This is a genomic window from Helicobacter sp. 12S02634-8 (assembly GCF_002272865.1).
GTDB lineage: Bacteria > Campylobacterota > Campylobacteria > Campylobacterales > Helicobacteraceae > Helicobacter_J.
Window position 1 is genome coordinate 46,785 of sequence record NZ_MLAP01000007.1, and the last position, 22,812, is coordinate 69,596.

Here is a 22,812-nt window from a genome sequence, read left to right on the forward strand (position 1 = left end):
CTTATTCGTTAATTTAAGCATATATTAAGATTCAATTATGCCACAGAAGAATTTAAAAAGCACTAAAGCAATTTTTTAAAGTGCCGATATGGTATGCAACCAAGCAAGGAAGCTTTGGATAAAATAACAAGGAGTTACACAATGGCTTTTCAAGTCAATACAAACATCAACGCACTGAACGCACACGCACAGGCTGTAAATACACAAATCAACATCAAGAATTCTTTAGAAAAGTTGAGCTCAGGTCTTCGTATTAACAAGGCTGCAGATGACGCTTCTGGTATGATTATCGCTGATAGCTTGCGATCACAAGCGAGTGCTTTGGGTCAAGCGATCCAAAATACCAATGATGGTATGGGGATTATTCAGATTGCTGATAAGGCGATGGATGAGCAGCTTAAAATCCTTGATACTATCAAGGTCAAAGCAACGCAAGCTGCACAAGATGGCCAGACAACTGAGTCAAGAAAGGCAATCCAATCTGATATTATTCGCTTGATCCAAGGGCTTGATAATATCGGTAATACCACTTCATACAATGGTCAAGCACTGCTTTCAGGTCAATTCACAAATAAAGAATTCCAAGTTGGGGCGTATTCGAATCAAAGTATCAAGGCCACTATTGGGTCGGCAACTTCTGATAAAATCGGTCAAGTAAGAATCAGCACAGGGGCATTGATTACAGCTTCAGGCGATGTGAGTATTACCTTCAAACAAGTAGATGGCGTGAATAATGTCAAGCTTGAGGCAGTCAAAATCTCTACTTCAGCAGGCACAGGTCTAGGAGTCCTCGCTGAGGTCATCAATAAAAACACCAATGCCACAGGGATCAGAGCACAAGCAAATGTTATCACAACTTCTGATCAGGCTATCATGTCAGGGAATCTTTCAGGTGTTGTTATCAATGGGATTGCTTTGGGCGATATTGTGGGTATCAAGCGCAATGACAGCGATGGTAGGTTGGTCGCAGCTTTCAATGCGATCACTTCAGAAACAGGCGTTGAAGCTTATACAGATATTAATGGTCGTTTGAATCTAAGAAGTGTCGATGGGCGAGGGATCAACTTCAAGACAGTTGCTCCTACAGCAGGTGCAAATGGCACGACTCCTCCAGCAGCTATCACTTCTGTCAATGGCGGTCAAGATGTCAATACAGGCTCTACTAACTTCGGTCGCTTGTCTTTGAGCCGATTGGACGCGAGGGATATTGTGGTGCTTTCATCTGCAGAATCCACAGCAGGGGGCTTTTCAGCCATTGGCTTTGGTAGCGCGCAAGTCGCACAGACCACAGTTAACCTAAGAGATGTTACAGGGAATTTCAACGCTAATGTCAAATCAGCTTCAGGCGCAAACTACAATGCAGTCATTGCAAGCGGGAATACAAGCCTTGGCGCAGGGGTTACAACACTCAAAGGTGCGATGGTGGTTATGGATATTGCTGAATCAGCGCAAAAAATGCTTGATAAAATCCGTGCTGATTTGGGTTCTGTCCAAGGGCAAATGATTAGCACCGTGAATAATATCACGATCACACAAGTCAATGTCAAAGCTGCTGAATCTCAAATCCGTGAAGTGGATTTTGCTCAAGAGTCTGCTGATTTCAATAAATATAGTATCTTAGCGCAGTCAGGAAGCTATGCAATGTCGCAAGCAAACGCTGTGCAACAAAATATTCTAAGACTACTTAGCTAGTTTCAAGCTAGGCTAGTTTCTTCTTTTGGCTTCTTTGTCCCTTTGGTCTTAGCTCAGAAAGTCTAAGCCCAAAAGGGGCGAGGGAGTCAAGCTTTTGATTTTCTATTATTTAATTCTCTATTATTTAATTTTTTATATTGCCCTCCTTATTTTATACCTCTTTTTATGCCCCCCCATTTTTTTTATTTTTTAAAGTTGTGGTTTTGATTTGTTATCAAAGTCAGGAGTGGGTGCGAAAATGCTAAAATTTGAGTAAAAATTTTGGAGAGTGATGGGTATGTTTGAGAGTTATGAAATTTTAGTGGCTTTAAAAAAGCTTGATTTACTCAAAAATCACCCCGAGTGGTATTGGCCAGGTGCGGGGACTTTTGAGGTCGTGGTTGGGGCAGTGCTGACTCAAAATACTAAATGGGAAAATGTAGAAAAGTCTTTGCAGTCTTTGCGCCAAGCAGGGATTTTATCTGGCCATCAGAGTTTGGAGCATATCGCAGGGCTTTCTTGTGAGGTGCTAGGTTCTCATATCGTATCTAGTGGGTTTTATAACCAAAAAAGTATGCGGCTTATTGTGTTGTGTCAGAATATTTTGCGGGATTTTGGGGGGTTTGAATCTTTTGTTTTGGGAGTGGATAGGGAGTGGTTGCTTGCTCAAAAGGGTATCGGAAAAGAAAGCGCAGATTCTATCTTGAACTATGCTTGCGCTAGGGAAGTGATGGTAGTGGATAAATATACTTATAAATTTCTTTGTGCGTTGGGGATAGAGATCCCTGATTATGATGAATTGCAGATGTGGTTTCAAAGGGGCATTGAGCAAAATCTCTCAGAAGTCTTTGTGCTCTATGGCAAAAAAATGCCTTTGGCACAAATTTATGCACGATTTCACGGCAAAATAGTAGAATTTTCTAAAAAGAAACTCAAATTGGAGTTGTGATGATTGCAGAACCTTTAGAGATTTTTACCCAAATCGCCCATATCCCCCACTCAAGCTTCCAGACAGAAGAGATGTTTGATTATATTTGCGCGTTTGCTAAAAAATGTGGCTATGCAGTCCAGAGTGATGGGGCTAAAAATATCCACGCATACACAGCGCACAAGCCCAAGCTCTGTTTCCAGTCCCATTATGATATGGTCGGGGTGGGGCAAGCGCATAAGCCTTTGGAGTTGTATGAAGAAAATGGATTTTTGAGGGCTAAAAACTCTTCTTTGGGTGCAGATAATGGCATAGGGGTTGCGTTGCAGCTTTATATGATGCAAAAATATCACGATCTAGAATTTTTATTTACCAACAACGAAGAGGTTGGACTTTTGGGCGCTAGGGGTTTGGAGCTAGCGATTAGAAGTGAGCAGATTATCAATTTAGATAGTGAAACTTTTGGGCAGATTGTGCTTGGTTGCGCAGGGGGCTATGATATGCATATTGTCTTTGATTTGCCCCAAGATATGACCTCTTATCCACATAGCTATGCTATCAGCACAAAGGGCTTTAAAGGCGGGCATAGCGGCATTGATATCGATAAAAATATCAAAAATGCTATTGTCGCACTCATGGAGGGGATTAGAGGGATTGATGGGGGGATTTGCGCTTTGAGTGCTGGAGAGAAGATGAACGCTATCCCTGTGGGGGCGAGTGTGGTCTTGCATACGCACGAAACGCTCCAAACGCTTTATAGCAAGCTAGATTGTGAAGAATTTTTGATAGAAGAGTTGGCAGTTTGTGGGGAGGTGTATCAAAAAGATATTTTGGTAAAATTTGTTTTAGGCTTAGGCAATGGCGTGCGTTATCAGAATAGCACAGGCGTGCTTGATTCTATAAATATTTCTTTACTCAAGCAAACAAACGCTCAAGTCAAGGTTTCTTTGATGGGGCGTGCGAATACTCAAGCCTTGCTAGATACAAATCTTTCTGATACAAAAAAGTTAGCTTTATCCCTCCAAGCAAATGCGAAGATTTCTATCGAGGATTTTTATCCACCTTGGGAGTGCAGTATCAGCGAGGGGGATTTATTGTTAGAGCAGGTCAAAAAATCTTTTGCGCCTTATGCTGTGCAGATATGTCAGATCCACGCAGGGCTTGAGTGCGGGATATTGCAAGAAAGGCTTGCGTGTTTGGGGGTCAAAAATCTCAAAATACTCTCCATTGGTCCTACGATTATTGCTCCACATTCTTTGGGTGAGCGTTTGGATTTGGAGGATTTTAAAAAGTTTTTTAGAGTGTTGGAGCATTTGGTAGAAAATTATAAAATATAGTTTTGATTAGGGGTGAGATAATGAAAAGGGTTGTTTTGTGGTTTTTATTGGTAGGGGGGTGTTTGTATGGAGTTGAGGAGAGCTCTGTGATTGGGCAAATGCCAATGACACAAGCAGTGCAAAAAGACCCAAGCACTCAAAGCCCTCTAACTCCCACAACAAGTCCTGCGCCCTCTTTAGATACGACAGACTCAGAACAAATCAATCAAGCAAGCCCCATGAATCAGAGCCCTAAGGGCCAAGAGGGGGCTATCAGCACGCCAAATACGCAGCAAAATACGCAACTCTCTTTAAAGCCCCAAGAAAAGCAAGAGCCCACAAAGCCATCAATTTTTAAGCCCATAGCGCCTGTGGGGCATTCTTATGGAGCGTTTAAAATCGGCTATGTGTATCAAAATCTTAGCTCAAAGAATATCCCACTCAAAAATGGAGCCAATACTTATCGTCTTGCTTCAAATAATGCTTATTTTGGACTTGAGAGAGGGTGGGTCGGGGGACCTTATAAAATGCTGATGTTTGGTGGGTATCTTGATGCAGGGGCGGGAGAAACTTATTATCTTTCAGCTGGCGGGGTCTTTGCGCTTAGGCTTTTAGATGGCTGGCTTATCCCTAGGATTGCTATAGGCTATCAACTCCAGCACCTAGGACTTCCCCAAGACTCCCAACAGCATAATATCCAATCAGGCGTGGGAACAATCGGTGTGTTTGCCCATATTGCCCAAGGCTTTGGAGTGAGTCTTGAGGGCAGATGGGGGCTTCCTTTTACCATGGCAAGAAAGGCCGATGCAAGTATCTACAGAGGGCCTAAATTTGATATGTATGCTGTGATGGTAAGCTTTACTTTTTATGACTTTGGGATTTGAATATGATAAAAATTATTTTATGGCTCGGAGCAGTTTTTAGTTTGGCTTTTGCGTGCAGTGGGGATTGCGCGAGTTGTCATTATCGGCTTGATTATCAGCACGACACTAGGCACGCCCCAATGTTAGAGTGCAAGACTTGCCATACAGATAAGAAGATGTCTCAGATTGATATGGGCGATACTTGCGGGCAAGATTGCTTTGCTTGCCATAGTGTCCAAAAGCTCAATTCTCCTAAGCTAGCTAGCGCTCATCAAGTCATCAAGCAGTGCATTGCTTGCCATCAAAGCTTGGAATCTCGCCCACAGATTTTAGAAAAAAGTATCTTTTTACATCAAGCCCCCTCGCCACTCCTCCCTCAAAAATAACGCGTTACCGATAGATACACTCAGAATAAAATTTATAGAATTTTTCAAGGCTAAAAATTATTGATGTGCTAAGATATTCTTTTTAACTAGGAGGATATATGCCGCAAGATTTATCGATAAACAAGAAGCCTACTATTGCAAGAAAACTTGCTAAAAGTCTGGCTTTTTGGGTGATTGTGGGGATTATTGGAGGTGTGGTGTTGGGGTATTTTGCCCCTGAAATGGGGATTGCGACAAAGCAATGGACAATCGATCCTTTTATCAAAGTCCTCAAATGGCTCATAGGCCCGATTATTTTTACTACGATTATTTGTGGGATTGTGGGGCTAGAAAATCTCAAAGCCCTAGGGAGCTTGGGAGTGAAGACGATTATTTATTTTGAAGTGGTTAGCACATTGGCGTTAGTCGTGGGCGTGGTTTTTGGAGAGGCTTTCAGACCAGGACATGGGATGGATCTTGATATCAATGCACTCGATAGTAATTCTGTGGCTAAATATACTTCGCATGTTTCTGAGGGCACAGGTTCTTTTAAAGAAATCCTTTTGAGTGCGATCCCTAATGACCCTATCACGCCTTTTTTGACAGGAAATACTTTGCAGGTTTTGTTCATGGCGATTGTGATTGCTATTGTGCTTTCATTTTTTAAGTCAAACCATAAAAGCAAAGTCATTGTCCCTCTTGAGAAAGCGCAGAATTTCTTTTTTAAGATTTTGACTATCTTGATGTATTATAGCCCGATTGCTACTTTTGGCGCGATGGCGTTTTTGATTGGGAAGTTTGGATTTGGGGCTTTATTCAATATGGCTTATTTGCTTTTTGTAATGCTCATAGCGTGCTTGTTTTTTATCTTTGTTGTTTTAGGCATTATTTGTGCTTTAGCCAAGGTCAATATTTTTAAATTCATGCGTTTTATTGCCAGAGAGGTGTTGATAGTCTTTGCTACAAGCTCTTCTGAAACAGCGCTCGCACCTTTAATGCGTAAGCTAGAGCGTGCGGGGATCCATCGAGGTTCTGTGGGGCTTGTGATCCCCACGGGATATTCTTTTAATTTAGATTGCACGAATATTTATTTGTCTTTGAGTGTGATTTTTCTCTCCCAAGCGTTCAATATCCCCTTGAGTTTGGAGCAGACCATTGCTGTGATTGTTATTTTGATGGTAGCTTCTAAGGGCGCAGTGGGAGTTACTGGATCGGGGTTTATTGTCCTAGCAGGCACACTCCAAGCAATGGGCACAGGGCCAGGGACAATACCGGCTGTGAGCGTGGCTGCACTTTTGGGAGTGGATAAGTTTATGAGTGAAATGCGTGCAGTGGGTAATTTGTGTGGGAATTCGGTGGCGTGTATGATTGTATCGATTTGGGATAAAAAAATCGATATGGATAAATTCCGCTATGCCCTAGACCACCCCGATGAGTTTAGAGTTGTGTAGTCAAAGGGGGCTTGAATTTACACTAAGGCTATATACTTTTGACCTATTTTTATCTGAAGGATTGTTATGATTTTTATCGATGCGTGCAAGAGAGAAGAAACCCCTTATACTCCGATTTGGTTGATGAGGCAGGCAGGGCGGTATCTGAGCGAGTATCAAGCAGTGAGAAAAAAGGCAGGGAGCTTTTTGGATCTGTGTTTTGACTCCAAGCTTGCTACTGAGGTAACGCTCCAACCTGTGGATATTTTAGATGTGGATGCGGCCATTATTTTTAGCGATATATTGGTTGTGCCTTTAGAGATGGGGCTTCCTTTGGAATTTATCAGCGGGGAGGGGCCACAATTCAAGCGAACAATTCGCACTTCAAAAGACGCCCTCGAACTCAAAAAAGATGCGTATAAACATCTCACATATGTCTATGATACGCTTTCTATGACGCGTTCTAAACTCCCTCAAGATAAGGCTTTGATAGGATTTTGTGGTTCTCCTTGGACTTTGGCGACTTATATGATTGAAGGTGCGGGGAGCAAGACTTATACCTATAGCAAAAAAATGCTCTATAGCAATCCCGAGCTTTTAAAGAGTGTGCTCCAAAAACTCACCGAAGAGCTCAAGGGGTATTTGTCTTTGCAAATCAAGGCAGGGGCAGATGCTGTGATGGTGTTTGACTCGTGGGCAGGGGCATTAGAGAGAGAGGCGTATTTAGAGTTTAGCTGGAAATATATGAAGGAAATTGCTGCATATATCAAAAAGAATTTTCCCCATACCCCTGTAATGCTCTTTCCTAAAGGGATTGCGGGCTATTTGGATCGGATCGATGGGGAGTTTGATGTTTTTGGCGTGGATTGGAGCACGCCCATAGAGAGTGCACAATATCATTTGGGGAGTAAGTATGTCTTACAGGGCAATTTAGAGCCTGCAAGACTTTATGATATGCAAGCCATGGAAGAGGGCGTGGATAGGATTTTATCTGTGATGGGTAAAAAAGCAGGGCATATCTTCAATCTAGGGCATGGAATGCTCCCTGATTTGCCTAGAGAGCACGCTAGGGCATTGGTGCAGATGGTGCGAGAGAAATCTAGGAGATAATAATTATCATTTAATAATTATTAATCACTATCCTTTATCATTGTAACAATCAAAGATAAAGGATAAACAATGAAAACTTTAGTAACAAGTGTTTTAGGTATCTACTTCTTGAGTGGGTGTGCGAGCACACATTCTACAACAGCGCTGGATTTAAAAGATTCAAGCTATGCAAAAGCCCGCAAGATTTCTGAACAAACCATTTGGATCCCCAGACAATAAGGCTTTCAATTAAAAGATGGCTTGATATTCTGATATTTTGATATTTTGCACGCATTTACCATCTGCCATTTACCATCAAGAAACCTCAAATAGTATTTGGATAGATTGCTTGCTAGATGGGTTGTTATGGGTTATTGGAGGATTTGTTTGGCAAGTGCGATTTTATTAGAATTCATGAAATGGATTTTGTTATGGATATTTTTAATGTCTTCAAAGAGTTTTTGACTCAAGGCAAAGCCCACTTTTTCTTCTTCTTTTTCGCCGAGTTTTTGGGCTTTTTCTAGCTCATCAAGCCATATTTTAGGGACAAAAACGCCCGGGAGTTTGGAGTAGAGGAAATGCGCTGTTTTGTATCTGAGGATAGGGAAATATCCAAATACGACTTGTGCGTGGCTTCCAAGCTCTTGATTGATTTCTGCGCACCATTGCAAAATCAGCTTAGCAACTTCTGTGTCATAGACAGGTTGGGTGAATAGCGCGAGCATTCCTGAGGCGATTTTGCGGCGCATTTTGTTTTTAAGACTCAAGGGATTGTTGGAATAAGAATTGATAACTCCAAAAGGATAGATGGGCTTTATTTGCCCTTTGATAGGGTATCCATCGAGGTCTTTGTTTTGGTTGAAACTATGGATCAGTTCAGCGAGCAATAGACTATTGCCCTCAAAGACGCCTTTAGCGCTAGGGCGATCGCCTAGCTTGATGGGATCGCCTGTAAGGGTCAAAAATAATCGGATATCTAGTTCATTAGCCCCGAGTATGTCGCCTTGGAGTGCGATTGTGTTGCGATCTCTCATATTGAGCGTGCAAATAACGGGCTTTTGGAGTGCGTTTTGGAGTTTGAGGCTTGTGAGTATGGCAGATTGCTTGAATTTTGCTAATGGAGCATCTGTGCATACAAGCGCATCAAACTGATCCCACCCTTGCAATTCTTTAAGCAATCCCTCTCCGATAGATGGGGCTTTTGGGGGAGAGATTTCATAGCTTAGAAAATCAGCATTTAAAAGCTTCTGCACACATCTTTCAATCATTTCTGTTTCTTTTCCTATGCAAGCAACTTGCTAGCCTCTGATTTCTTTAGTGGCTTCTACGAGGTTTTTCAAGCTAGGTTTTACCTCTTCCCATTTTCGGGTTTTCAGACCACAATCAGGGTTGATCCAAAGCTGCTCTTTAGGGAGGACTTCGAGTAATCGCTTGATTTGTGCTTTGATTTCTTCTTTGCTAGGGACTCTTGGGCTATGGATATCATACACGCCTGGCCCAACTTCGTTAGAATAGCCCACTTTAGCAAAAATCTTGAGTAGTTCATTCCCGCTTCGGGCTGTTTCGATACTGATCACATCAGCGTCCATATCTTCGATAGTTTTAATAATATCATTGAATTCACTATAGCACATATGGGTATGGATTTGCGTTGTGGAGGCTGCTAGGCTTGTAGAGATCTTAAAGCAGCACAAAGCCCATTTTTCATAATCTTTGATATTTTCTTGACGCAAGGGATAGCCCTCTTTGAACGCAGCCTCATCGACTTGGATCACATGAATCCCTGCTTTTTGGAGGTCATCGATTTCATCAGAGATACCAAGAGCAATTTGTTTGCATACTTCACTTCTAGGGAGATCATCGCGCACAAAAGACCAATTCAAGATAGTCACAGGGCCTGTGAGCATACCTTTGAGAATTTTTGAAGTCAGGCTTTGGGCATAGGTGATCCATTTGAGTGTCATGGGCTTAGGGCGGCTCACATCACCAAAGATAATAGGAGGCTTCACGCAGCGGCTGCCATAGCTTTGGACCCAGCCATTTTGACTGAAAACAAAGCCTTTGAGTTGCTCGCCAAAATACTCGACCATATCATTGCGCTCAGGTTCGCCGTGCACAAGCACATCTAGCCCCACTTCTTCTTGGAAGGCAACGCAGTCTTTGATATAGTCTTGGATACCTTTTTCATAAGTGTTGGTATCGATTTCACCCTTTTTGAAACGCAAGCGGAGTGCGCGAAGTTCGGGCGTTTGAGGGAAAGAGCCGATTGTAGTTGTTGGCAAGATGGGATAGCCAAGGGTTTTGTGTTGGAGCTTGATTCTCTCTTTAAATGTGCTATCCCTTTGGGTTTTGAGAGGTTGCTTGAAGCGGTCTTGAGTGGCTTTGTCATTGATTTTATCAGAGGTTTTTCTGTTGGCATTGGTGGCGATATTTTCTTCCCATTTTTGCTGCTCGGCCGCGTTCAATTTGCCTTTAAATGCAGCTTCTAAGAGCTTGAGTTCATCGATTTTTTCTCTCGCAAAGCTCAGCCAAGAGAGGATTTCTTTATCCATTTTGACTTCAGAATCCTTGCTAAAAGGTGTGTGTAAGAGCGAACAGCTCGTGCTTGGTATGATTTTGTCCTTGGGTAGTGTCTGAGCGATTTTCTCTAAAGTTTCTAGCTTTTTGCTCAAGTCTGCCACCCAGATATTGCGCCCATCAATCAGCCCTGCATAGAGAGTTTTGCCACTTTTGGCTATTGTGTTGAGTGAAGAGAAGTTTTTTTCTCCATACACAAAATCTAGCCCCAGCCCATCGATATTGGTTTGGCATAGGATTTCAGTGGCTTCAGTGCTGTGTTCAAAGTAGGTAGTCACGATGGTTTTGAAGCCCTTAGCAGCGATTTGGTTATAGACATCTTTGATTTTGCCATAGAATCGTTCATCTTTGCCTTTGCAAAAAATCGGCTCTTCAAATTGGATTAGAGGCTGGGTATCAAGCTTTTTGAGTGTGTCAAGTAGTTCAAAGTAGGCAACTTGCAGTTTTGCAAAGATTTCTTCAAAGCTCGCATTGTCTGTGATTTTTGAGAGGGCAGCGAAAGTAAAAAGCCCAATCAGATTGATTTTGGGCTTGAATCCTAGTGACTTGGCTTGCGCATATTCGCTCTCGATTTTGCTCGCATCGATTTTATAGGTATCTGTTTTGCTTAGCTCAGGGACTACATAGTGGTAGTTGGTGTTGAACCATTTAGTCATTTCACAAGCCACGCTATCTTTAAGACCTCTTGCCATACCAAAATATAGTTCCAAGCCTTTGTATTGTCTGAATCTCTCAGGGATAGCACCAAGGGCATAGGCAAGGTCTAGCATATTGTCATAAAGACTGAAGTCATTGACACTCACACAATCAAGGTCTTTTTGATAGCCCCAATGTTTGGTGCGTAGCTCAAGGGCTGTGTTTTGAAGCTCTGATTGTGTGGATTGCTTAGACCAATAGCTCTCCAATGCCTTTTTGAGCTCTCTGTGCTCGCCGATTCTTGGGAATCCTATAATAATGCTCATTATTTTTCCTTTGTATGGTTTTGATTTAGGAATATTATCATATACATATTGTGTTTTGATAAATTATCGAAAATTTTTATAGAGATACAGACTATCATTTCTTTTTTGGCTAAAAAGAAAACTTATCTTGACTATCTAAAATACCGATAAATAGGATATTTCAGTAAAAATGATACAAAAAGTAACTCTTAAAATAAAATATAATCTACTCCCATCAATCAAGTCTGTATCTGCTCTGTATGCACTTGTGCCTTTAAAATCTGTCTTTTTAATCAGAGAGTATTGGGAGGGTTGAGATTTTTTCTCGCAATTTAATGAGTGCTTCAGAGCCATTAGATAGAGCCTTTAAGCACAATCCACCTCCAGAGATCGCACTGACTCCGCCATTAAGCCCAAAAGATGTTATCATTTCTTTGAGTGATTCTAAAGAAATATGTGGGGCGATGATGATGAGGTTGAGGTAATGGGTATAGCCATCAAACATACACATATTGGATAAATCGCTCTCTTTGGGGTCTAAAATCGTATTATCAAAAAATATGGGCTTATTGTCTTGATAGATTTTGAGCGTTGTTGCGAAGTGATCGAACGCAAAAATCTCTTCTCTGCTGATCCTGCCCGCACAGATAATCTCTCCATAGAGTAACTGAGAGGTTTTATGCATACAAATAGTGGTCGCTCCCTTGAAATGGGAATTTCTAAAAGGGATAATCGGCAGAGGAGAGAAATCAAAGTAAGCATTTGTATCAAGGGTGATTTGCGTGTTTCTTGAGGCAAAGCCATTTTGCGTGTCGTGGATTTTTTCAAAACTCTGCGAGGTGAGCCTGACTTGGCAGTCTTTGCCAATATGCAAGTCTAGCTCTTGCCTATCGCCCTCCATCATTCCTGCACTCACAGAAATTAGCATAATCTCAGCTTTATTGTCTGTGTCATAAAAGGGTGCCATCAGCTTGAGTGGGGGCGTGAAAAAGCTATCTTCAATGATACATTTGCCATTTTGCCCTATTTTGGTCTTAAGGGTTAATTTGCTCTCTTGGGCGTAGTTTGTCATTTTAGTCCTCTAAAAGGGCGTTTCTTTTGATCCAAGCAATGACTTCTTTGAGTCCTTCTTTTGTTCGGATATTTGTAAAAATAAAGGGCTTTTCCCCGCGCATTTTTTTAGCGTCCCGCTCCATCACGCCCAAATCAGCGCCCACATAAGGAGCAAGGTCAATTTTGTTGATCAATAAGAGATCAGATCTTGTGATACCAGGCCCGCCTTTTCGGGGGATTTTATCGCCCTCAGCAACATCAATCACAAAGATAGTAAAATCAGCTAATTCCGGACTAAAGGTCGCTGCGAGATTATCCCCGCCACTTTCAATGAGCATGATTTCAATATCGGGGAATCTTGTGTGCATTTCTTCAACAGCTTCTAGGTTCATCGAGGCATCTTCACGGATAGCAGTATGCGGACACCCGCCTGTTTCTACGCCTATAATCCTTTCTTTTGGCATGATCGAGTTTTTACTCATGAATTCTGCATCTTCTTTGGTATAGATATCATTTGTGATGACACCCATACTATAGTCTTGGGACATGAGTCTTGTGAGAGCCTCAATCAGGGCTGTTTTACCACTGCCTACAGGGCCACATACACCAATTTTTACCATTTTGATCCTTTAGTTTGAGATTAAGACATATAGAGTCTTGAATACAGACTTTCGTGCTGCATTGCTTTGATGTCATTATGGATACTGGAGGCACACAGATGTTCTAGAGTGAGCGTGGAGAGCTTTTGGAGGATTGTTTCAAATGTATCTTGGAGCGCTAAAAGTATCTTTTGACCATCGTTTTGAGAGAGAGGGATTGTTTTGACACAATTGGTGACCATATTAGAGCTTTGGGCATACAGATAGTGCTGTATGCTTGCATTTAAATCTAGTTCCATACACGCGCAAAAGACCCCATAAGCAGTTGCGTGCGTGGGGACAAGGGTGCTTTGGAGGTATTGATGGAACATTTCTTTGGGAGCTAAAGAGAGGAGTTTGATGGTTTTTAAAAATCGATTGCCTAGCTTTTGGTTTGCAAGACGCAGTTCCATGGGCGAGCTTGCAATGCAGACAAGCTCTTCGAGCTCAAGTATTTTCTGTAAATCCTGCTCTTTTGCATAGGAGTAAGCGAGTTTGAGGCTTAAAAGCTCTGTATAGAGAAATTGCGTTTGGAGATTGGCACGGAGGTATTCTAAAGCACTTGCTTGATGATAGACACGGCGCATTTGGATATAGCTCTCTAATCCAAAGGAGTGCGTATAGCTGCCTATGGGGAAGAGTGCGTCATTGATTTGTAGCAGCAAAAAATCTTTATTGGTTTTCAAGTTTTTCTCCATTTTCGCTTTATTTTTCCCCACTTTCCCCACGGATAGCAATTTTAAGATTGGGGCTTTCTTGGATTTTGAAATTTGGCTCTGTGTGTGCCATACTCACTGAAATGCGTTTAGAAGAATCCAGCCTTGAACTTAAGACAGCATTTTTGATACCCAATTTATCTAGCAAGACTTTGATGGGCTTTTCAAATGGTGTCTGAAATTCAAATTCATTAGAGCCAAAAAAAAGTGCCATATGGCGATTGCCAATTTCATAGCAAATCTTTGCCACTTCTGAAGTGCTACACGCATAAGCGCATAACACTTCTGTGGGCAAGATATTAATAGCAATGACCTTGTTGCCTTCTTCAAAGAGGATATCGCCTTGAGAGAGCCCCATTTTTGGAGCTTGGATAAGTCGCATTGCGATTTCTTCGCCACTGCGAGTTTTCCATCTAGCGATTTTCTTTCTTGTATCATACCATTGCAGATCGATATAATCAACCCAAAGTTTGGATACATCTCTATCGCTAAGATTCCCCTTGAGTATCTCTATAGGCATACACACTCTCCATCAATACCAAATATTTGTGATGATGAGCCACGCAGGTATCCACGCAGTGAAAATACCCTCAAATATCGCAAGGTAAGGCACCCAAGGCAATTCTTTTTTCAAAACTGTTTCAATCCAACCTGTAAGCCACAAAATACCCCACAAAATCCAAATCACAGCAAACCAAAAGCCCTCTTGAGTGCCTGATTGGTAGCTGAGATAGGCTGCAGGGATCGCATTGATAGCAACAAATAGGCTATACCAGCCATAAGGTCGCCAATCGAGATTCCAGATATTATTGACTGCGACAAATAGATAGGTGAAACCAAATAGCAAGCCTGTAGCAGCAGCATATAGGTCAGTGATACTGTTTTCAAAATCTCCGTGTACAATCACAATCACATTGGCAACTACAGAGAGCAAACCAGCAAATACATTCATAACAGCCGTGCTTTTGCCATCAGTTTTCATCAAACGGCAAAGACCATTATTCATCAAAACAATGGCCACATACATTAATACTAATCCCAACATTTATTGATCCTTTTTATTTGTATTCTCCCCTCTAAATCAAAGAGGGATTTGTATCAGAACAGATTATAAAGCTGCGCTAAGCTGAGCTTATCTGCTGGTTTGGAGGAGATTTTTTTGCCTCCGACCTTGACTTCATAGGTTTCTGGATTGACCTCGATATGGGCAGTAACATCGTTATTTTTCATATCTTTTTTGGTGATATTGCGGCAGTTTTTCACTGGCAAAACAATCCGATCGAGCCCTAATTTTTCTTTGATACCATCTGCATAGGCTGCTTGAGAAACAAAAGTGATATTGGTATCAAACTTTGCCTTGCCGTGGTGGGCAAACATTTCACGATAGATAACAGGCTCTGGAGTAGGGATAGAGGCATTGGCATCGCCCATTCTTGCTCCTGCTATCATACCGCATTTGATAATCATCTCTGGCTTGATACCAAAAAACGCAGGATTCCAAAGTACAAGATCAGCATATTTCCCTACTTCAACGCTCCCGACATATTCTGAAATACCGTGTGCGATAGCAGGATTGATAGTGTATTTAGCGACATAGCGCTTGATTCTGAAGTTGTCATTATCGCCTTTTTCTTCTTTGAGGCGTCCGAATTCTTTTTTGTTTTTATCAGCAGTTTGCCAAGTCCTTGTAATCACCTCGCCTACGCGCCCCATTGCTTGAGAGTCTGAGCTTGTGATAGAGAATATTCCCATATCGTGGAGTGTGTCTTCAGCAGCAATTGTTTCAGGTCGAATGCGTGAATCAGCAAAAGCCACATCTTCTTTGATTTTTTTATCCAAATGGTGGCAAACCATCAGCATATCTAAATGCTCATCGGCTGTATTTTTGGTAAAAGGAATCGTAGGATTGGTAGAAGCAGGGAGGATATTGGGCTCACCAGCGATTTTGATAATATCAGGAGCGTGTCCCCCACCAGCACCTTCGGTGTGAAATGTATGGATTGTGCGCCCTGCAATTGCCTTGATTGTGTCTTCGACACAGCCTGCTTCATTGAGTGTATCTGTATGGATAGCGACTTGGACATCATAAGCTTCTGCTACATTTAAAGCGTGGTTGATGACTGATGGTGTAGCGCCCCAATCTTCGTGGATCTTAAGCCCTAAAGCACCGGCTTTGACTTGCTCAGCTAGAGCATTTTCATTAGAACTATTGCCCTTGCCAAAAAATCCGAGATTCATAGTGTATTCTTCAGCAGCGCGGATCATTTCTTTGAGATTCCATCTACCAGGGGTGCAAGTTGTTGCGTTTGTCCCATCAGCAGGGCCTGTTCCCCCACCTATCATTGTAGTGATACCGCTGTATAGCGCTGTAGGGATTTGTTGGGGAGAGATGAAGTGGATATGGGTATCAATCCCACCTGCAGTCACGATCATACCCTCACCAGCGAGTGCTTCTGTCCCTGCACCTACTGCCATATTGCCGCACACGCCATCTTGCATATCTTTGTTGCCTGCTTTGCCAATCCCTGCGATTTTGCCATCTTTGATACCAATATCGGCTTTGTAAATGCCGTTATAATCGATAATCATTGCATTTGTGATAACAAGATCAAGCTCCCTTGTATCAGAGCTGACACTTTGTGCCATACCATCACGGAGAGTTTTCCCCCCACCAAATTTCAGTTCTTCACCATAGATAGTGTAGTCTTTTTCGATTTCTGCAAATAATTCAGTATCGGCCAAACGCACCTTATCTCCTACGGTTGGACCAAACATTGAAGCATATTGTTTTCTTGATATTTTTGTCATTGTAACTCCTTATTTAGAAAAGCCCTTGGCTTTAGCGTTTTGCATTGCTATATGCTTGTTGTCTTGATTGACTTGAGCATCGGCTAAGTTGTTGAATCCAAACACTCGCTTGCTGCCACCGATTTCGATGAGGGCGATTGTCTTTGTTTCGCCAGGTTCGAATCTGACTGAAGTGCCAGAGGGGATATCCAATCGTCTTCCATAAGCTTTTTCTCTGTCAAATTCTAGTAATTTGTTGGTTTCAAAGAAATGGAAATGGGATCCGACTTGGATTGCTCTATCTCCTTTGTTGGTAACTTTGATTTCAATGGCTTGTTTGCCTTGATTGATTTCAATGTCTTCATTTTTGAGGATCAATTCACCTGGAGTGAGTTTGCCATTGTCTTCGATGGGAGTGTGGATTGTGACAAGCTTTGTGCCATCAGGGAAGCCCACTTCTACGCCCACTTCATGGATCATCGCTGCGACGCCATCCATCACATCATCTGCTTTGAGGATCTTTTTGCCCTCTTGCATCAAGTCAGCCACGCTCTTTTTGCCTTCTCGTGCGAGCTCCATAATCTCACTACTGATCAAAGCGATTGCTTCGACATAGTTGAGTTTGATCCCTTTTGCCTTACGCTTTTTAGCTAGTTCTCCAGCGTAATGGAGCATCAGCTTGTCTAACTCTTTTGGGTTGAGTTTCATTTTTTCTCCTTGTGTGAATTTTCTGAAGTAGCTTTCTTGCTAGATCGGTGTTGATTTTAAAACTCTTTCGTTAATAGTTGTTAAAGACTTGACAGAATATTGATATTTTTTTGAGGGCATTGAGTGCTGATGGGAGCAAAAGTAACATACAATCCATCGCTGAGTTATACATCAAGTAGCTCATAAAGATTTATAGATATAGACTAAATAATATTTATATATTTCATATAAGTATTTGTATAATTTATCATTTGTGTGGTATAATTGCCAAAACTAAAATCAAAGGAGTTATTTATGAGTAAAAAGCATACTTTCCAGACTGAGATCAATCAACTACTTGATTTGATGATCCACTCGCTTTATTCTAATAAAGAAATATTTTTGCGTGAATTGATTTCTAATGCTTCTGATGCCCTTGACAAGCTGAATTATCTTGCTTTGACAGATAGCAAACTCAAAGATTTGCAATTCCAGCCCCGCATTGATTTGAGCTTTGATGAAAAGAAAAAGACTCTCACAATCCAGGACAATGGTATTGGTATGACTCAAGAAGAGCTGATTTCTCATCTTGGGACAATTGCGAAGTCAGGGACAAAGAGCTTTTTGTCTTCTTTGAGTGGGGATAAGAAAAAGGATTCTGCGCTCATCGGGCAGTTTGGTGTGGGATTTTATTCAGCTTTTATGGTTGCAGATAAGGTTGTTGTCCAGACCAAAAAGGCAGGAGAAAAACAAGCGCACACTTGGGTGAGTGATGGGAAAGGGGAGTATGAAATCTCTGAGTGCCTCAAAGACTCTCAAGGGACACAAATCACACTATATCTCAAAGATGAAGACGCGAATTTTGCGAGTCGTTGGGAGATAGAAAATATTGTCAAAAAATATTCTGAACATATTCCATTTCCCATTTATCTGAGCTATACCCAGAGCAAGTTTGAGGGCGAGGGCGAGGAGAAAAAGGAGATCAAAGAGGATAAGGTCGAACAAATCAATAATGCCAAAGCGATTTGGAAAATGAGTAAAAATGAACTCAAGGATGAGGATTATAAAGAGTTTTATAAAAGCTTTGCACACGATAATACCGAGCCAATGCGATGGGTGCATACAAAAGTCGAGGGGACTTTGGAGTATACGACTTTGTTTTTTATCCCGAGTGTTGCGCCTTTTGATCTCTATCGTGTTGATTACAAATCGGGGGTAAAACTCTATGTCAAGCGGGTGTTTATCACAGATGATGACAAAGAGCTATTGCCCCAATACTTGCGGTTTGTGCGTGGGGTGATTGATAGTGAAGATTTGCCTTTAAATGTGAGTCGGGAGATTTTGCAGCAAAATAAAGTGCTAGCAAATATCCGCGCAGCCTCTGTCAAAAAGATACTTTCTGAGATTGAGAGTATCGCCCAAGATGATGGGGCTTATCAGAAGTTTTATACCCAATTTGGCAAAGTGCTCAAAGAGGGGCTTTATGGCGATTATGAAAACAAAGAAAGACTTTTGAACCTCTTGCGATTCCCTACTTCCAAGCACAGCCAAAGCATTTCTTTGAAAACTTATAAAGAAAATATGCCTACAGACCAAAAAAGCATTTATTATATGATAGGGGAAAATTTAGAACTTCTCAAAGCCTCTCCTGTGCTAGAAAAATACGCTAAAAAGGGCTATGAAGTCTTGCTCATGAGCGATGAAGTTGATGGCTTTGTTATCCCTAGTGTGGGCGAGTATGACAAGCTACCTCTTAAAGACGCTAGCGCTGCAGAAACACTAAAAGAGCTAGGCGAAGATTCAGTGAGCCAAGAGGTGCAAAAATCCTTTGAAAAGCTCATAGCCACTTTTAAAGAAGCTTTAGGCGATCAGGTCAAAGATGTGGTATTGTCGGCGTCTTTGGATTCGCCTGTAGCCCTTGTGGGTGATGAGCAAAATGCGATGATGGCAAATCTAATGCGCCAGATGGGACAAGAGCCTCCAATTGCTAAAAAGACCATGGAACTCAACTCGACTCACCCAATTTTAGAACAACTCAAAGACAAAGAAGACAAGGAGCTTATCAGCAATACAGCACATTTGCTCTATGCTTCTGCTAAGCTCTTAGAATCTGGCACGATAGAAGATGCAAAAGACTTTGCCCATAGACTCAACCAAACAATTTTAAAAACTCTCTGATCCCTCACTCCCCTCACTCCCTTGCCCCCAAAGGGGTTGTGATGAGAGGTGGGGCTTGTTGAGGTGGTTTTAGTGGTTTGATGGATAAATGGATAAAAATGATGGCAAAATCATAGCCCAACCACAAAAGACACACAAAAGGACACAGATGGATCCAAAAATATCAATCGCTTCTTTGGGTGGGACGATTTCTATGACCCCAAGCCAAAAAGCCCAAGGGATCACTCCCAAGCTATCTGCAGAGGATTTAATCAACGTATTGCCCGATATAAAAGGCTTAGCACAGATTGAAGCAAAGAGCCTTTTTAGCCTGCCTAGTGGGTATTTGAGCTTTGAGATGTTGATAGAAGCCTTGCAATGGGCAAAAGAGCAAGTCAAGCAAGGTGCTAGTGGCGTGATATTCACGCAAGGCACAGATACTTTGGAAGAAAGTGCTTTTTTGTGTGATTTATTTTGGGATCTGCCAGAGCCCCTGATAATTACAGGTGCAATGCGAGCTCCTGAAGAGATTGGCGCAGATGGATTGCGTAATTTACGCAGTGCGATTCTTTGCGCCTTGAGTCCTCATAGCGCCCATAGAGGGGTGATGGTGGTGATGAACGATACAATCCATTTAGCAAGATGGGCACGGAAGTCGCATAGCTTGATGGTCGATAGCTTTTGTTCTGATGGCAAAAGCTATGGGGTGATTGCTGAGGGTAAGGTGGTATATTTCTACCCGCCACCTCCTAAGATGGTCTTGCCCTTTCCATATGATTTGAATAAAAAGGTATTTTTATGGGAGCAGGTTTTAGATGGCGATGTGGGTATTTTGGAGTGGGTAGAAAGGGATTGTGATGGCTTAGTGATCAGTGGTTTTGGAGCAGGGCATATCAGCTTGAGGGCTAGTGATTTGCTTGATAAGGTCATACAAAAAATCCCTGTTATTGTATGCACACGCACTACAGATGGACCTACGGCCTATCATACTTATGGTTACAAAGGCGCAGAGATAGATCTCATCGCTAGAGGGGTGTGTATGGGAGGGTATTTGAGTGCGAGAAAAGCAAGGATTCTTTTATGGGCGATTTTGGGTAATGGCTTGGGAAAAGATAGCTTCAAACAATATCTGCAGACACTCACTATAGGGTCTTGAGCCTAGATTTATTTGTATTATCGGCTTTATTTTGTCATGGGTTTTAGGGGGAGGAGCTTTGATGGATTGTGCTTGCCCTTAAGATTTAGTGTTAAGAAAGTATTAAGTTTTTATGAATAAAATGACCTTACAATATTACTTTATGATATATAGTAATAAATTTATGTTGAGGAAGGCAGTGTGATGGTTTTAGGGAGAAAATGCTTTATTTTTGGTGCTTTGGTGGTTTTGAGTGGAGGGTTGGCTATGGGAGAAGAGAGCAAGGATTATGAACTCAATAAAATCGTTACAACTTCTACAAGAACTCCTACGATGATTTCAGAAGCACCAGGAAATGTTACACTGATGGATCATAAAGAAATCAAAGATAGGACTTCCCAACAACTCAGCAATATGATGAGTGTGATGGCAGGGGTGAAAGTCGATAAAGATGCGGGCTATAATGGGCGTCCTAATGTTTTCATGCGCGGGATACCTTATGGGACACTTGTCATGCTTGATGGAGTGATTTTAAATGACTTAGAGGGGGAAATGCGTATTATCCAGTCTATTTCAAGTATGGATATTGAAAAAATCGAGGTGGTGCGGGGGCCGTTTTCGAGTTTGTATGGGACAGGGGGGATTGGCGGGGTGATTAATTTTATCACCTCAATGCCTACTCAGCTTGAATCCAATGCTGAGCTAGGGTATGGCAATGAGATTTTAAGAGGGGGTGCTGAGGCCAATAGGACGCGCGGATATTTTAGCATTGGAGATGCGTTTTTTGATAAAAGATTGCGGGTCAAGGCAAGCTATGGTTTTACAAAAAGCGATGGCTATGCACGCGTGCCAGCGACAATGAAACAGACCTTTAATTCTTCAAGTGGTATCACTTTTGATGGTAGGGCGCCTGTGAAGGGCGATATTGTGGGTAATGTGGGGAGAACGGGGTATTTAACCAACAATGCGCATATCAAGGCTGAATATGATTGGAGCGATAAAGATACTACGAGCTTGACTTTCAATCTATCGACTATCAATGAAAATCAAAATTCTGTCAAGACAAATTTACGCACAAGCAATGGCCAGCCTGTTTATGGCGGGCAGACAAATGGCTCAACATCAGGGTTTTATAGCCCTTTTTATGGGATTGGGTGGTCGGGGTTTCGCTTTGAACAAAACTATATCGCCTCGATCTCGCATAAGCATTATTTCAATGATGATTCTTCCCTCACTACGACAATTTCAAGTGTGGATTTGATCTCGCATTTTGCTGATGGAGATGGTTCTAAGAGCAATGCGAGCATTTTTGGAGGTCCGGGCAAGTCGCTAGATAATAATGCGAGCAGTAATTATTTAGACATTGTCTATCAAAATAAATTTTCTGATAAGCAGACTTTGATGGTGGGATTTCAAGGCAGAATGATGAGTGTGTCTAATGAACGGCATTATATTGGGAATTGGACACAGAGTGATTTTTGGAACACTTATACAGGTATGTATGGGCAGGATAAAAGCAATGCTTGGACGATTGCAGCGTGGAGTCAGCTGACAAGCAAATGGACAGATACTTTGAGCACAAATCTTGGCTTGAGGCTTGATTATTGGCAGACTTATGATATGACAACCTTAGATACACTCGCGCTAAACCCCAATAAACTGACCTTGCCAGATACTAAGAAATTTTTCCCATCACCAAAGTTTGCCCTCAATTATCAGCCTTTCACATATACGGTTTTTAAGGGCTCTATAGGCTTGGCATTTCGTGCGCCCAATACAAGGGAGATGTATGCACACTCAATGGCAGGGAGCTATCAGATCAGTAATCCATTGCTCTCCCCAGAATATGGATTAGAGTTTGATATTGGTGTTGAGCAGGGGAATCCGTATGGAGGGCTTTTCAAGGCATATTACTATCAGACTGAAATGTATAATGCTATCTATCAGACAGGAGCAGGGCAGGAGAGCGATCCTTATCAGAATATCAATGGCGGGCATGAACGGATCAATGGCGTTGAGCTTGAGTTGGATCAAAAAATTTATGGGCAGCTGTCTTTGATGGCAAATTATACCTTTACCAATGCTAGAGTCATCAATAGCACGGCAAATCCTAGCTACAATGGGCATTATATCGCTAATATTCCCAAGCATATGGGGCATTTGGCTTTGCTGTATGGGGGCGATGATAGGGAGGGGGTCTTTGGCTCATTGCAGATGAATACGCAATCAGGGGCATATACGAGTATCAAAAACACCAAAGCTCCCAGCCATACTTTTGGTTCTATCGATCCGCGCGTGACTTTTGATGCTAAAGTTGGCTATGAATTCCATAATAAAACCTCGCTTTCACTGAGTTTTTTGAATTTCACCAATGCGCAATATTATGATTATTACAAGGCGATGGGGGCGTCATTTTATGTCCAAATTTCTAGCAAATTTTTCTAACACGCTCTTTTGGA

20 protein-coding genes are annotated in these 22,812 nt (G+C 41.9%); 11 read left to right on the plus strand and 9 right to left on the minus strand.

From position 1 onward, the window contains the following. Positions 1-141: 141 nt before the first annotated feature. The 8 genes from BKH46_RS05675 (at position 142) to BKH46_RS09485 (ending at position 7,902) form a co-directional block, all read left to right on the plus strand. On the plus strand, positions 142-1,692 hold the full coding sequence (locus BKH46_RS05675) for a flagellin A (protein WP_095225867.1): 1,551 nt from the start codon (positions 142-144) through the stop codon (positions 1,690-1,692). Positions 1,693-1,969: 277 nt separating this feature from the next. Continuing rightward, the gene (locus BKH46_RS05680) at positions 1,970-2,620 is read left to right on the plus strand and encodes a 3-methyladenine DNA glycosylase (protein ID WP_095225925.1); all 651 of its coding nucleotides are present in this window, start codon (positions 1,970-1,972) and stop codon (positions 2,618-2,620) included. After that, positions 2,620-3,936 carry a M20/M25/M40 family metallo-hydrolase gene (locus BKH46_RS05685; protein WP_095225868.1) on the plus strand — a complete coding sequence of 439 codons (1,317 nt, stop codon included), beginning with the start codon at positions 2,620-2,622 and terminating at the stop codon, positions 3,934-3,936. Before BKH46_RS05680 ends, BKH46_RS05685 begins: the two co-directional genes overlap by 1 nt. A 20-nt stretch (positions 3,937-3,956) precedes the next feature. Then, positions 3,957-4,799, plus strand: a complete 843-nt coding sequence (locus BKH46_RS05690) for a hypothetical protein (RefSeq protein ID WP_095225869.1) — start codon at positions 3,957-3,959, stop codon at positions 4,797-4,799. A 2-nt stretch (positions 4,800-4,801) separates the two neighbouring features. Beyond that, complete coding sequence (locus BKH46_RS05695; RefSeq protein ID WP_253248312.1) at positions 4,802-5,164, plus strand: hypothetical protein; 363 nt, start codon at positions 4,802-4,804, stop codon at positions 5,162-5,164. Positions 5,165-5,262: 98 nt separating this feature from the next. Then, positions 5,263-6,594, plus strand: coding sequence for a cation:dicarboxylase symporter family transporter (locus BKH46_RS05700; protein WP_095225870.1), 1,332 nt, complete (start codon positions 5,263-5,265; stop codon positions 6,592-6,594). Positions 6,595-6,660: 66 nt separating this feature from the next. Then, positions 6,661-7,683: a uroporphyrinogen decarboxylase gene (gene hemE, locus BKH46_RS05705; RefSeq protein ID WP_095225871.1), complete on the plus strand. Its 1,023-nt coding sequence runs from the start codon at positions 6,661-6,663 to the stop codon at positions 7,681-7,683. A gap of 69 nt (positions 7,684-7,752) precedes the next feature. After that, on the plus strand, positions 7,753-7,902 hold the full coding sequence (locus BKH46_RS09485) for a hypothetical protein (protein ID WP_172402574.1): 150 nt from the start codon (positions 7,753-7,755) through the stop codon (positions 7,900-7,902). A gap of 131 nt (positions 7,903-8,033) precedes the next feature. On the opposite strand, the gene BKH46_RS05710 is transcribed toward BKH46_RS09485, so the two are convergent. From BKH46_RS05710 to ureA, 9 genes are all read right to left on the minus strand, one after another. Next, positions 8,034-8,930, minus strand: coding sequence for a methylenetetrahydrofolate reductase (locus BKH46_RS05710; RefSeq protein ID WP_095225872.1), 897 nt, complete (start codon positions 8,928-8,930; stop codon positions 8,034-8,036). Between the two features lie 30 nt (positions 8,931-8,960). Next, positions 8,961-11,201, minus strand: a complete 2,241-nt coding sequence (gene metE, locus BKH46_RS05715; RefSeq protein ID WP_095225873.1) for a 5-methyltetrahydropteroyltriglutamate--homocysteine S-methyltransferase — start codon at positions 11,199-11,201, stop codon at positions 8,961-8,963. 268 nt (positions 11,202-11,469) lie between these two features. Continuing rightward, entirely contained in the window at positions 11,470-12,252 is a 783-nt protein-coding gene (locus tag BKH46_RS05720) for an urease accessory protein UreD (RefSeq protein ID WP_095225874.1), read from the minus strand. 1 nt (position 12,253) lies between these two features. Then, positions 12,254-12,853, minus strand: a complete 600-nt coding sequence (ureG, locus tag BKH46_RS05725) for an urease accessory protein UreG (RefSeq protein WP_095225875.1) — start codon at positions 12,851-12,853, stop codon at positions 12,254-12,256. A gap of 20 nt (positions 12,854-12,873) precedes the next feature. After that, positions 12,874-13,557, minus strand: a complete 684-nt coding sequence (locus BKH46_RS05730) for an urease accessory protein UreF (protein WP_253248313.1) — start codon at positions 13,555-13,557, stop codon at positions 12,874-12,876. A gap of 19 nt (positions 13,558-13,576) precedes the next feature. Next, a complete protein-coding gene (gene ureE, locus BKH46_RS05735) occupies positions 13,577-14,107 on the minus strand; it encodes an urease accessory protein UreE (RefSeq protein WP_095225876.1) in 531 nt (176 codons plus the stop codon). Between the two features lie 12 nt (positions 14,108-14,119). Continuing rightward, positions 14,120-14,632 (minus strand): AmiS/UreI family transporter, encoded by a 513-nt coding sequence (locus BKH46_RS05740; RefSeq protein WP_095225877.1) that lies wholly within the window; start codon positions 14,630-14,632, stop codon positions 14,120-14,122. Between the two features lie 53 nt (positions 14,633-14,685). Beyond that, a complete protein-coding gene (ureB, locus tag BKH46_RS05745; RefSeq protein ID WP_095225878.1) occupies positions 14,686-16,395 on the minus strand; it encodes an urease subunit beta in 1,710 nt (569 codons plus the stop codon). A gap of 9 nt (positions 16,396-16,404) precedes the next feature. Next, complete coding sequence (gene ureA / locus BKH46_RS05750; RefSeq protein ID WP_095225879.1) at positions 16,405-17,082, minus strand: urease subunit alpha; 678 nt, start codon at positions 17,080-17,082, stop codon at positions 16,405-16,407. 294 nt (positions 17,083-17,376) lie between these two features. On the opposite strand from ureA, the gene htpG reads away from it, so the two are divergent. The 3 genes from htpG (at position 17,377) to BKH46_RS05765 (ending at position 22,798) form a co-directional block, all read left to right on the plus strand. Continuing rightward, positions 17,377-19,239, plus strand: coding sequence for a molecular chaperone HtpG (gene htpG / locus BKH46_RS05755; RefSeq protein ID WP_095225880.1), 1,863 nt, complete (start codon positions 17,377-17,379; stop codon positions 19,237-19,239). 88 nt (positions 19,240-19,327) lie between these two features. Beyond that, the gene (locus tag BKH46_RS05760; protein ID WP_095225881.1) at positions 19,328-20,374 is read left to right on the plus strand and encodes an asparaginase; all 1,047 of its coding nucleotides are present in this window, start codon (positions 19,328-19,330) and stop codon (positions 20,372-20,374) included. A gap of 183 nt (positions 20,375-20,557) precedes the next feature. Next, positions 20,558-22,798: a TonB-dependent receptor gene (locus tag BKH46_RS05765; RefSeq protein ID WP_095225882.1), complete on the plus strand. Its 2,241-nt coding sequence runs from the start codon at positions 20,558-20,560 to the stop codon at positions 22,796-22,798. The last annotated feature ends 14 nt before the right edge of the window (positions 22,799-22,812 follow it).

Coding starts and splice junctions, on each gene's coding strand:
- BKH46_RS05680 (WP_095225925.1), top strand. CDS start 1,970: ATGTTTGAGAGTTATGAAATTTTAGTGGCTTTAAAAAAGCTTGATTTA.
- BKH46_RS05720 (WP_095225874.1), bottom strand. CDS start 12,252: ATGACAAACTACGCCCAAGAGAGCAAATTAACCCTTAAGACCAAAATA.
- ureG (WP_095225875.1), bottom strand. CDS start 12,853: ATGGTAAAAATTGGTGTATGTGGCCCTGTAGGCAGTGGTAAAACAGCC.
- hemE (WP_095225871.1), top strand. CDS start 6,661: ATGATTTTTATCGATGCGTGCAAGAGAGAAGAAACCCCTTATACTCCG.
- BKH46_RS05695 (WP_253248312.1), top strand. CDS start 4,802: ATGATAAAAATTATTTTATGGCTCGGAGCAGTTTTTAGTTTGGCTTTT.
- BKH46_RS05690 (WP_095225869.1), top strand. CDS start 3,957: ATGAAAAGGGTTGTTTTGTGGTTTTTATTGGTAGGGGGGTGTTTGTAT.
- metE (WP_095225873.1), bottom strand. CDS start 11,201: ATGAGCATTATTATAGGATTCCCAAGAATCGGCGAGCACAGAGAGCTC.
- BKH46_RS09485 (WP_172402574.1), top strand. CDS start 7,753: ATGAAAACTTTAGTAACAAGTGTTTTAGGTATCTACTTCTTGAGTGGG.
- htpG (WP_095225880.1), top strand. CDS start 17,377: ATGAGTAAAAAGCATACTTTCCAGACTGAGATCAATCAACTACTTGAT.
- BKH46_RS05700 (WP_095225870.1), top strand. CDS start 5,263: ATGCCGCAAGATTTATCGATAAACAAGAAGCCTACTATTGCAAGAAAA.
- BKH46_RS05685 (WP_095225868.1), top strand. CDS start 2,620: ATGATTGCAGAACCTTTAGAGATTTTTACCCAAATCGCCCATATCCCC.
- ureA (WP_095225879.1), bottom strand. CDS start 17,082: ATGAAACTCAACCCAAAAGAGTTAGACAAGCTGATGCTCCATTACGCT.
- BKH46_RS05740 (WP_095225877.1), bottom strand. CDS start 14,632: ATGTTGGGATTAGTATTAATGTATGTGGCCATTGTTTTGATGAATAAT.
- ureE (WP_095225876.1), bottom strand. CDS start 14,107: ATGCCTATAGAGATACTCAAGGGGAATCTTAGCGATAGAGATGTATCC.
- BKH46_RS05710 (WP_095225872.1), bottom strand. CDS start 8,930: ATGATTGAAAGATGTGTGCAGAAGCTTTTAAATGCTGATTTTCTAAGC.
- ureB (WP_095225878.1), bottom strand. CDS start 16,395: ATGACAAAAATATCAAGAAAACAATATGCTTCAATGTTTGGTCCAACC.
- BKH46_RS05765 (WP_095225882.1), top strand. CDS start 20,558: ATGGTTTTAGGGAGAAAATGCTTTATTTTTGGTGCTTTGGTGGTTTTG.
- BKH46_RS05675 (WP_095225867.1), top strand. CDS start 142: ATGGCTTTTCAAGTCAATACAAACATCAACGCACTGAACGCACACGCA.
- BKH46_RS05760 (WP_095225881.1), top strand. CDS start 19,328: ATGGATAAAAATGATGGCAAAATCATAGCCCAACCACAAAAGACACAC.